At 71.6% G+C, this 10913-nt stretch carries 9 protein-coding genes; 3 read left to right on the forward strand and 6 right to left on the reverse strand.

Annotated elements, in window-relative coordinates; translation table 11 throughout:
- Positions 1-76 precede the first annotated feature (76 nt).
- Together ACIP79_RS10805 and ACIP79_RS10810 are read right to left on the reverse strand one after the other, a co-directional pair.
- On the reverse strand, positions 77-1042 hold the full coding sequence (locus ACIP79_RS10805; RefSeq protein WP_401221894.1) for a DeoR/GlpR family DNA-binding transcription regulator: 966 nt from the start codon (positions 1040-1042) through the stop codon (positions 77-79).
- A gap of 167 nt (positions 1043-1209) precedes the next feature.
- On the reverse strand, positions 1210-2658 hold the full coding sequence (locus ACIP79_RS10810) for an NAD(P)H-quinone dehydrogenase (RefSeq protein ID WP_401221895.1): 1449 nt from the start codon (positions 2656-2658) through the stop codon (positions 1210-1212).
- A 129-nt stretch (positions 2659-2787) separates the two neighbouring features.
- Here ACIP79_RS10810 and ACIP79_RS10815 point away from each other — a divergent pair, with 129 nt between their 5' ends.
- From ACIP79_RS10815 to ACIP79_RS10825, 3 genes are all read left to right on the forward strand, one after another.
- Positions 2788-3225, forward strand: a complete 438-nt coding sequence (locus ACIP79_RS10815; protein ID WP_383686895.1) for a gamma-glutamylcyclotransferase — start codon at positions 2788-2790, stop codon at positions 3223-3225.
- A gap of 170 nt (positions 3226-3395) precedes the next feature.
- Positions 3396-4220, forward strand: a complete 825-nt coding sequence (locus tag ACIP79_RS10820) for a purine-nucleoside phosphorylase (protein ID WP_383686896.1) — start codon at positions 3396-3398, stop codon at positions 4218-4220.
- Between the two features lie 266 nt (positions 4221-4486).
- Positions 4487-6118, forward strand: a complete 1632-nt coding sequence (locus ACIP79_RS10825) for a phospho-sugar mutase (protein ID WP_401221897.1) — start codon at positions 4487-4489, stop codon at positions 6116-6118.
- Between the two features lie 257 nt (positions 6119-6375).
- Here ACIP79_RS10825 and ACIP79_RS10830 read toward each other — a convergent pair whose 3' ends face one another.
- The 4 genes from ACIP79_RS10830 to ACIP79_RS10845 form a co-directional block, all read right to left on the reverse strand.
- A complete protein-coding gene (locus tag ACIP79_RS10830) occupies positions 6376-7200 on the reverse strand; it encodes a phosphate ABC transporter ATP-binding protein (protein WP_401222120.1) in 825 nt (274 codons plus the stop codon).
- A gap of 84 nt (positions 7201-7284) precedes the next feature.
- Positions 7285-8217, reverse strand: coding sequence for a sortase (locus tag ACIP79_RS10835; RefSeq protein WP_401221899.1), 933 nt, complete (start codon positions 8215-8217; stop codon positions 7285-7287).
- Positions 8218-8305: 88 nt separating this feature from the next.
- Positions 8306-9718 carry an Ig-like domain-containing protein gene (locus ACIP79_RS10840; RefSeq protein WP_401221901.1) on the reverse strand — a complete coding sequence of 471 codons (1413 nt, stop codon included), beginning with the start codon at positions 9716-9718 and terminating at the stop codon, positions 8306-8308.
- A gap of 140 nt (positions 9719-9858) precedes the next feature.
- Positions 9859-10902, reverse strand: coding sequence for a substrate-binding domain-containing protein (locus ACIP79_RS10845; RefSeq protein WP_401221903.1), 1044 nt, complete (start codon positions 10900-10902; stop codon positions 9859-9861).
- Positions 10903-10913: the final 11 nt, after the last annotated feature.

The following is a 10913-nucleotide window of genomic DNA, read 5'->3' on the forward strand; positions in this document are numbered from 1 at the left end:
AAGCGCCTGTCGGACTGGAGCAGTCGGTCCGCCGGGCGCTTCGGCGTTCCCCTCCGGTCGTGCGGCCGGGTGCCGGTCAGCGGCGGCGGAGGTCCGCCACCCTGGCCCGCTCCCCGGCGGGCTGTTCGCCCAGGACCGCGGCCGAGCGCAACTGGGGTGCGGAGCCGGGGATCTGACCGCGGCGCGGGCCCGGGAGCGGCATGTCCCGGCGTGGCGGGCGCCCCGCCGGGACAGGATCGCCGCCCGCGCCACCTCCCGCCGATGACCCCGCGACCGCGATCTGTACGCCTTGGTCGGCCAGGGCCTGGAGCTCGGTGAGCGCACGGTCGTCGTGAGCCGGGGGCTCGTCCGTGACCAGCCGGGTGATCAGATCGGTGGGGACCGTCTGGAACATCGTGTCCGTGCCGAGCTTGGTGTGGTCGGCGAGGACGACGACCTCCGCGGCGGCCTGGACGAGCGCCCTGTCGACCGAGGCCGACAGCATGTTGGACGTGGACAGGCCGCGCTCGGCGGTCAGCCCGCTTCCGGAGAGGAAGGCCCGGGACACTCGCAGCCCCTGGAGGGACTGCTCGGCTCCCGAACCGACCAGGGCGTAGTTGGAACCGCGCAGGGTGCCGCCGGTCATCACGACTTCCACCCTGTTGGCGTGGGCCAGCGCCTGCGCCACCAGGAGTGAGTTGGTGACGACGGTCAGGCCGGGCACCCGTGCGAGCCGGCGGGCCAGCTCCTGCGTGGTGGTCCCCGCGCCCACCACGATGGCCTCGCCCTCTTCGACAAGACCCGCGGCGAGATCGGCGATGGCCGTCTTCTCGGCGGTCGCGAGATGCGATTTCTGCGGAAAGCCGGATTCTCGCGTGAACCCGCCCGGCAATACCGCACCGCCATGCCGGCGGTCGAGGAGTCCTTCTGCCTCCAGTGCGCGCACGTCCCGCCGTACGGTCACTTCGGAGGTCTGGACGACGCGGGCGAGCTCACGGAGCGACACGGCCCCGTTCGCTCGCACCATTTCGAGGATCAATTGGCGACGTTCTGCAGCGAACACGAAACTGACAGTAACCCCAACGACCGTCTGCTTTCAGCAGTTTGCGCCGAATAACAGAAGTTGTTCGCATGGCAGGGTGCGAGGTGGTATACGCGCCTAGTCGCGCCGCCTATGCCGCGAGAATGAGCGGCAACTCCCCGTGACCAGCGAAGAGTCGCCCCGGGGGGTCAGCTGTCGCCCTCGACCTTCCTGGTGTGCAACTGCCGTGCCACTTCCGCGATCGAGCCCGACAGGGACGGATACACGGTGAACGCGTTCGCGATCTGTTCGACCGTCAGGTTGTTGTCGACCGCGATCGAGATGGGATGGATCAGTTCCGAGGCGCCCGGCGCCACGACCACACCGCCCACCACGATCCCGGTGCCCGGACGGCAGAAGAGCTTCACGAAGCCGTCGCGGATGCCCTGCATCTTGGCGCGCGGGTTGCGCAGCAGCGGCAGCTTGACGACGCGGGCGTCGATCTTGCCGCCGTCGACGTCGGACTGCGAGTAGCCGACGGTGGCGATCTCCGGGTCGGTGAAGACGTTCGAGGAGACGGCCTTCAGGTTCAGCGGGGCCACCGCGTCGCCGAGGAAGTGGTACATGGCGATGCGGCCCTGCATGGCGGCGACGGACGCGAGGGCGAAGACGCCGGTCACGTCGCCGGCGGCGTACACGCCGGGAGCCGAGGTGCGCGAGACCTTGTCGGTCCAGATGTGCCCGGAGTCCCGGACCCGGACGCCGGCCTCCTCCAGGCCCATCCCGCCGCTGTTGGGGATGGCGCCGACGGCCATCAGACAGTGCGAGCCGGAGATGACCCGCCCGTCGGCGAGGGTGACCTCGACCCGGTCGCCGACCCGCTTGGCGGACTCGGCGCGGGAGCGGGCCATGACGTTCATCCCGCGGCGGCGGAAGACGTCCTCCAGTACGGCGGCGGCGTCCGGGTCCTCGCCGGGCAGCACGCGGTCGCGGCTGGACACCAGCGTGACGCGGGAGCCCAGTGCCTGGTAGGCGCCGGCGAACTCGGCGCCGGTGACACCGGAGCCGACCACGATGAGCTCCTCGGGCAGCTCGTCGAGGTCGTACACCTGGGTCCAGTTCAGGATGCGCTCGCCGTCGGGCAGCGCGTCGGCCAGCTCGCGCGGCTTCCCGCCGGTGGCGATGAGCACGGCGTCGGCGGTGAGGGTCTCCTCGGTGCCGTCGGCGGAGCGCACGACCACCTTGCGCGAGCCGTCCAGGGACTGCATGCCCTCAAGACGGCCGCGGCCGCGCAGGACACGGGCGCCGGCCCGGGTCACGGAGGCGGTGATGTCGTGCGACTGCGCGAGCGCCAGCCGCTTGACCCGGCGGTTGACCTTGCCGAGGTCGACGCCGACCACCCGCGCGGGCGTGTCGATGTGCGGGGTGTCGTCGGCGACGATGATGCCGAGTTCCTCGTACGACGAGTCGAAGGTGGTCATCACCTCGGCCGTCGCGATGAGGGTCTTCGACGGGACGCAGTCGGTGAGCACCGACGCCCCGCCCAGACCGTCGCAGTCCACGACGGTCACCTCCGCGCCGAGCTGGGCGGCCACGAGGGCCGCCTCGTATCCGCCGGGTCCGCCACCGATGATCACGATCCGAGTCACGTACTCCATTGTCCCGCACGCCTCAACATGCTTCCGCCCCGGGGCCCCGGCTCTGCGTCATTCGAGCTCCTACTGTTACGCGAGTGGCCCGATGGCTACGCGAGAGGCGCAAGTGATTGCTGCCGTACCCTCGATCCCATGTCGCTCTACGCCGCGTACGCCGGCAATCTCGACCCGCGGCTCATGACGCGCCGCGCACCGCACTCGCCGCTGCGCGCCACCGGCTGGCTGAACGACTGGCGGCTGACGTTCGGGGGCGAGCACATGGGCTGGGAGGGCGCGCTGGCGACCATCGTCGAGGCGCCGCGGTCCCAGGTCTTCGTGACGCTGTACGACATCGCGCCCCTGGACGAGGACTCCATGGACCGGTGGGAGGGCGTGGGCCTCGACATCTACCGCCGGATGCGGGTGCGCGTGCACACGCTGGACGGCGAGGAGGCCGCGTGGGTGTACGTACTGAACGGGTACGAAGGAGGACTCCCCTCCGCGCGGTACCTGGGAGAGCTCGCCGACGCCGCCGAGTCGGCCGGGGCGCCCCACGACTACGTGATGGAGCTGCGTAAGCGGCCCTGCTGAGGGCCCGGCCGGGGTCCCACGGCTCATCCGTGACCCCTTTTACGTCCCTTTGCCCGCCCCTTCGTGGGAAACGCGCCCGCGCCGGTTGTTGGAAGCGACAAGACAACGATCGCGAGACCGTGAGCTCTGTCATCTACGCGCGTAGGCCCGGACCGGCTACCCTCATGCGCGTGAACGCATCTCTTCTTCCGGACGACATCCAGGGCGACCCCCATGCGGCCGCCGACGCCGCCGCCACGCGCCTGCGTGAGCTCACGGGCGCCGAGACCCACGACGTCGCCCTCGTGATGGGCTCCGGCTGGGCCCCGGCCGTGGACGCGCTCGGCGTGCCCGAGGCCGAGTTCCCTGTCACCGAGCTGCCCGGGTTCCCCCCGCCGGCGGTCGAGGGCCACGGCGGCACGATCCGCTCGTACGCGATCGGTGACAAGCGGGCCCTGGTCTTCCTGGGCCGCACCCACTACTACGAGGGCCTCGGTGTGGCCGCCGTCGCGCACGGGGTCCGTACCGCCGTCGCGGCCGGCTGCAAGACCATCGTGCTCACCAACGGCTGTGGCGGGCTGCGCGAGGGCATGCGTCCCGGGCAGCCGGTCCTGATCAGCGACCACATCAACCTGACGGCCACCTCGCCGATCATCGGCGCGAACTTCGTCGACCTCACCGATCTGTACTCGCCCCGGCTGCGGGCGCTGTGCAAGGAGATCGACGCCAGCCTGGAGGAGGGCGTGTACGCGCAGTTCCCCGGGCCGCACTACGAGACGCCTGCCGAGATCCGGATGGCTCGGGTGATCGGGGCGGATCTGGTGGGCATGTCCACGACGCTGGAGGCGATCGCCGCGCGTGAGGCCGGGGCGGAGGTGCTGGGTATCTCCCTGGTCACCAACCTCGCCGCGGGCATGACCGGCGAGCCGCTCAACCACGAGGAGGTCCTCCAGGCGGGCCGCGACTCGGCCACCCGGATGGGCGCGCTGCTCACCCAGGTACTGGACCGACTGTAGTTTTTTCGCCCCCTCCGCCCCTTCCCGTCCCGTTCCTGGGGGCTGCCGCCCCCAGACCCCCGCTTCGCGCTGACGCGCTCGTCCTCAAACGCCGGACGGGCTGAAACTCTCTAGCGCCGCCCGGGGTAAAAGTTTCAGCCCCTCCGGCGTTTGAGGAGCGGGGGTTCGGGGGCGGAGCCCCCGAGAGACGGGACGGGTAGGGGCGGAGGGGGCGAATAAACGCTGGGTTCAGGGAACGTACGTACGAACAGAGAGGCGCATCCGAGGTGCAGGACGAACTGATCGCGCGGGCCGAGGCGTGGCTGGCGGAGGACCCGGACGCGGAGACCCGCGAGGAACTCGCGGGACTGCTCGCGACCGGCGACACGGCGGAGCTCACCGCCCGCTTCACCGGCACCCTCCAGTTCGGCACGGCAGGCCTCCGCGGCGAACTCGGCGCGGGCCCGATGCGAATGAACCGCGCGGTCGTCATCCGCGCCGCCGCCGGCCTCGCCGCGTACCTCAAGGGCAAGGGCGAGACCGACGGCCTCGTCGTGATCGGCTACGACGCCCGCCACAGGTCCGCCGACTTCGCCCGCGACACCGCCGCCGTGATGACGGGCGCTGGCCTGCGCGCCGCCGTACTGCCGTACCCGCTGCCGACCCCCGTCCTCGCGTACGCCATACGGCACCTCGGCGCGGTGGCGGGCGTGGAGGTCACCGCCAGCCACAACCCGCCCCGCGACAACGGCTACAAGGTGTACCTGGGCGACGGTTCGCAGATCGTGCCGCCGGCCGACGCCGAGATCGCCGCGGAGATCGACGCGATCCGCGCGCTGGCCGACGTACCCCGCCCGGACGCCGGCTGGGAGACCCTCGACGACAGCGTCCTGGACGCCTATCTGGCCCGTACGGACGCGGTGCTCGCCGAGGGCTCCCCGCGCACGGCCCGGACCGTCTACACCGCGATGCACGGCGTCGGCAAGGACACCCTCCTCGCGGCGTTCACACGGGCGGGCTTCCCGGAGCCGGTGCTCGTCGCCGAGCAGGCGGAGCCGGACCCCGACTTCCCGACGGTCGCGTTCCCGAACCCGGAGGAGCCCGGCGCGATGGACCTCGCCTTCGCGAAGGCCCGCGAGAGCGACCCGGACCTGATCATCGCGAACGACCCGGACGCGGACCGCTGCGCCGTGGCCGTCCTGGGCGAGGCGGGCTGGCGGATGCTGCGCGGCGACGAGGTCGGCGCGCTGCTCGCCCAGCACCTGGTGCGGCGCGGCGCGCGGGGCACGTTCGCCGAGTCGATCGTCTCCTCCTCGCTCCTGGGACGGATCGCCGAGAAGGCGGGGCTGCCGTACGAGGAGACCCTCACCGGCTTCAAGTGGATCGCCCGGGTGGAAGGTCTGCGGTACGGGTACGAGGAGGCACTCGGCTACTGCGTCGACCCCGAAGGCGTACGCGACAAGGACGGCATCACGGCCGCCCTCCTCATCACCGAGCTGGCCTCCGAGCTGAAGGAGGAGGGCCGCACCCTCCTGGACCTGCTGGACGACATGGCGGTCGAGTACGGTCTGCACGCCACCGATCAGCTCTCGGTCCGGGTCGAGGACCTCTCCCTGATCGCGGACGCCATGCGGCGGCTGCGTGAGCGGCCGCCCACGCGGCTCGCCGGCCTGGCGATCACGGACGCCGAGGACCTGACGAAGGGCACCGACCGGCTGCCGCCGACGGACGGACTGCGCTACACGCTGGACGGCGCGCGGGTGATCGTCCGCCCGAGCGGTACGGAGCCCAAGCTGAAGTGCTACCTGGAGGTCGTCGTGCCGGTCGCCGGGCACGGGGAACTCCCGGCGGCACGGACGAAGGCTGCCGAGCTGCTGGCCGCCGTCAAGCGGGACCTCTCGGCCGCCGCCGGCATCTGACCCGTACGGCCGCGCGGCCCGGTTCACGGGGAGTTGGGCTGCCGCATGCTCCTCGGCTGCCCGTTCCGTTCCCCCGCGCCCCACGCTTGGGGGGAGTGCGGATGCGGTCCTCACCCCCCTTTGGACGCATCCGCGCACCGGGTGTCCCGTGCCCCTTTCACCAGAAACGCGGGATGCCGGGCAACGGGCGGACACGGGGTCCAGCGCGCCCCCCAGGCAACTGGACCCCGTGTCCGCCCCGCTCCGGGCCGATTCCCTTATCCGAAGCGGCCGTTCACGTAGTCCGTGGTGCGCGGGTCCTGGGGGCTGTTGAACATCGCGTCCGTGGTGCCGTGTTCGACGATGAGGCCGGGGGTGCCCTGTTCGGCGAGGAAGAAGGCGCACTGGTCGGAGACGCGGGCGGCCTGCTGCATGTTGTGGGTGACGATCACGATGGTGACCTCCTGGGAGAGTTCGTGGATCGTCTCCTCGATGCGCCGCGTCGAGGTGGGGTCTAGGGCCGAGCACGGCTCGTCCATCAGGAGCACCCGGGGACGTACCGCCAACGACCGTGCGATGCACAGGCGTTGCTGCTGGCCGCCGGAGAGCGCGCCGCCGGGCTGGCGGAGCCGGTCGCGGACCTCCTTCCACAGGCCCGCCTTCGTGAGGCACTCCTCGACGAGCTGGTCCCGGTCGTCGCGGCCCGCCTTGATGCCGCCCAGCTTCAGGCCGGCGGTGACGTTGTCGTAGATCGACATCGCCGGGAAGGGGTTGGGCTTCTGGAAGACCATGCCGATCTGGCGGCGGGCGTGGGTGATGCGGCGGCCGCGGTCGTAGATGTCCTCGCCGTCGAGGAGCACCCGGCCCGACAGGGAGGCGGAGCCGACCAGTTCGTGCATGCGGTTGAGGATCCGCAGGAAGGTGGACTTGCCGCAGCCGGACGGGCCGATGAGCGCGGTCACCTCGCGGGCGGGCATGGTGAGCGAGACGCGCTCCAGCACCTTGTGGTCGCCGAACCAGGCCGAGATGGCGTCGGCCTCCAGGGTCGCGGGGTCACTCTCCGCGCCGGCCGCGCCGGGCCTGCCGGTGCTGACGGCCGTCATCTTCCGCGTCGGGTCCATGATCTCGTCGACGAGTGTGCTGGTCGTCTCGGTGGTGTCGGACATGATGGGTGAACTCCTCGTCGATCAGAGCAGGTTGGGCAGCAGACGGGTGGCGGCGCCGGAGACGGCGAGACCGAGGGCGGCCAGTACGGGTACGCCGACGATCCAGGTCTGCCAGCGGCCCCAGGCGCGGTGCGCGGCCATGGTGAGCAGCGCCGCGCCCAGCAGGGCCTGCGACCAGAGGAAGACCGAGAGCCAGGCGGCGCTCTCGCCGCCCAGGGCCTGCTCGGACTCCTCGATCCAGCCGGTGGCCAGCGGGCGCGGCGGGCTGGGCTGTACGTCGCTGGTCAGCGTCGCGTCGACGCGGAGCGTGCCGGAGGGGGTGTACGCCCCGCCGTCGGCGGTGATGAGCGTGAGCCGGCCCTCGCCCTCCTTGAGCGCGGGCGGCAGCGGGTCGCCCTCGCGGCGGATCGCCGAGACCTGGTAGGTGGCGGTGCCCTGACCGGTCGTCACCCGGATCTCGGTGCCCGGGGGCAGCCGGTGCAGGTCGTTGAACGGGCTGCCGTACCCCCACTGGCGGCCCATGATCACGCTGGTGCCGGCCTGGCCGGGCAGCGGGGTGTCGCGCCGGTGGCCGGGGCCGGACATCAGCACTCCGGAGGTGGTGCTCTCCCCGACGACCTCCTTCAGACCCAGGGCCGGGATCCGCAGCAACCCGACGGGAGCGCCCGGCTCCAGCAGTTTGCCGTCGTACGTCCGCTGGCCCACCGGGGCTATGCCGAGGGCGAGTTGGCGGCGCAGTTCGTCGTACGCCGTCTGCTGGTCGCGGCTGTGCTGGAGGTGGCCCACGATCGTGAGGTTGGCGGCGAAGCCGAGGAGCAGGGCGGCGAGCACGCACAGCGCGGCCCCGGCGAACGCGAAGCCGGCGCGTTCGGCGCGGGGCGGCCCGGCGGGCTCGGGCGAGGGCGCCGGCGCCGGTGGCGCCACGGCCGGCGGGGGCGGGGACAGCACGGTCACGGGGAGCGCTCCTGTGGAGAGGTGTGGGGTGGAGAAATGGAGGAGCGGGCGGCGGGATGGAGACCCGCCGCCCGTACTCCGCGAGCCGTTACGGGCGCGGTTCGCCGAAGCTCAGCAGCCCGTTGCGGCGGCCGAACCGTACGAGGACGAAGCCGGCCGCGGCCAGGACGACGGCGCCGATGCCGGAGAACAGCGCGATCTGGCTGCCGGTCGAGGCGAGGCCGCCCTGCGGCGAGGTGCCGCCGGTGCCGGAGTCGCCGCCGGTGGTGGTGGCGCCGGACGTGTCACCGCCGGTCGTGCCGGACGTGGTGCCCGACGTGTCGCCGCCCGAGGTGTCGCCGGTCGGGTCGTCGGTGGGCTCGTCCGTCGGGTCGTCGGAGGGGTCCTCCGTCGCCGACGGGTCCTCGCTCGGGGACTCGGACGCCGGAGCGGCCACGGTGAAGGCGACCGCGGTCACCGGCGCGCAGTTGGGGCTGAAGTCCCAGGCGCTCTGGCCCTCCACGGCGTCGGCGGGAACGGTGAGCGTCGGCCAGGTCACCACGCCGTTCGTGTCGGCCGTGGCGTCGGGGAACGCGGTGTCGTTCCGGTCCATGGCCATGGTGAACTTCGCGCCGGGCTCGCAGCCGCGCACGACGACCTTCACGGTCTGGCCGCGGTCCAGCTCCGGGTTGTCGGCGAGCCGCTCCCCCGTGGCGTCGAGCAGTTCGGTCCTCGGCAGCTGCACGGTCACGGCGACCGGGGTGGACTCCGAGGCGCCCCACTCGGCGGGGTTCGTCGCCGCGAACCGGGCGGTGATCTGGTGCGCGCCCTCGGACAGCGTCGACGTCCTGAACTCGGCCTTGCCGTCGGCGGCCGTCACCTCGCCCAGCGTCGTCGCGCCGTCCTCGAAGGTGACCTTGCCGGCCGCCTGCGCCGGGGCGACCGTCGCGGTGAGCGTGATCTCCTGGCCGGGCTCGGGCGTGGTGGCGGTGCTGGTCAGCGAGACGCTGGTGGCCGTCGCTCCCTCACCGACCACCCAGTTGTCACCGGTGACGGTGATCTTCTGGGTCCAGTACGGGTTGCCGGGCACCCAATCCTCGGTGGGCTTGTCCAGGCTCTGGTTGTCGACGCAGTAGAGGCGCAGCTCGTAGGTGCCGTCACCCGTGATGACGGTCGCGAGGTCGGACACCTCCAGACCCGGGTTGTCCGCCGCGGCCAGCGAGACCGTCTCGGTCGCCTGGTCGTAGGGCGCTCCGTTGCCGACGCCGCGCAGCGCCGGCGCCTCGGCGCCGTCCGCCTTGACGACGTAGAGGTTGAGGAAGTTGTTCCAGTTGAGGTCCTCGATCGTGACGTCGGGGCACGCGCCCGGAAGTCCGACGGAGCCGGCGATGGGCTGTGTGTCGCTCAGCTTGCCGCTGCCGGGCGTCATGCTGAACTCACCGACGGACGCCGCCCGGGCAGGCTGGGACTGCGACGCGACCAGGGCCACCACGCCCAGGGCGAGCACGGCGAAGGCCGCCACGATCGCCGCCGCTCTTCGGAATGGTTGTAGCGCTGTCATTTCGTTCCCCCCGGGGGACGGTTGACGGATGGGTCGGGGAAGAGCGCGTGGAGCCGGGCACCTGGTAGGTGCCCGGCCGTCACGCGAGGATCAGTCGGCGATCACGAGTACAGGCCGCCCTTGAGGGCGGGGGTGGTCGTGTCACCGCAGTTGGAGATGGTGCCGAAGCCGTAGTTCTGGATCGTGGCGGACGCGGCGCAGATGTCCGTCAGGGCCTCGGAGATCGCGGCCTCGCTCAGACGGGTCGTCTGGACGACGTTGTAGACGTCACGGGAGAAGATGAAGCCCGGGTTCAGCGCGAGCGAGGTGCCGGAGCCCGTGGTGGGGACCGAACCCGCGATGCTGCGCAGCCGCGACTCGCCCTTGCGGTTCGGGACGTCCGCCAGACCCTTGCCCTGGGCGATCCACTGAGCGACCGAGTAGGGCACCAGCTGGTTGGCGTTGGCGATCGCCGTGCCGTCGTGCTCCTGGACGTTGTCCTGGAGACCACAGGTGGCCTTCGCCGTGGTGATCTGCGCCTCGGTGACCCCGATGGAGGTCAGGAAGTACGTACGGGTACCGGAGCCGGCCTGCGGAAGCAGCGGCTGCACGGTGCGCGAGACACCCCCGGCGTCCGTGTAGGCACACGTCTTGTAGATGGAGGCGAGCTGAGCGATCGTCAGGTTCGTCGGCACGGTGCTACCGAGGTCGGTGGCGTAGGTGACGGCGTCCCTGGCGTAGGGGACGAAGGTGAGGTCGGTACCGGGGACGGTGGTCTTCGGCCCACGCGAGGAGCGGGCGATGTCGACGCAGGTGCTCCCCCCGTTGCTGATGTCGTCGGACAGCCGGTTGATGCCGTTCGTGGAGCCGTTCGCCTCGGCGCGGGTGTAGGAGCAGCCCGGCTTGGTGACGAAGGGGTCGGCGCCGGTGGCCGGCTGGACCGCGTCCCACGAGGAGATGATCTTGGCGCCGCCGGAGTTCACGACACCGGTGCCGTTGGCGAGGCCGTTCATGACGTACTGCGTGGTGTCCGAACCGATGGCCGACAGGATGCGGTAGTCGGTCGCCGTCGCCGGGTCCGCCGAGGCGGGGGCGGCCAGGATGCCGAGACCGAGAGCCGCGGCGCCGAAAGCGGCACCGACCTTGGCGTAAGACTTGACGTTCACTTCTGAACCCC

The organism is Streptomyces sp. NPDC088747 (assembly GCF_044751025.1).
Taxonomy (GTDB): Bacteria; Actinomycetota; Actinomycetes; order Streptomycetales; family Streptomycetaceae; genus Streptomyces.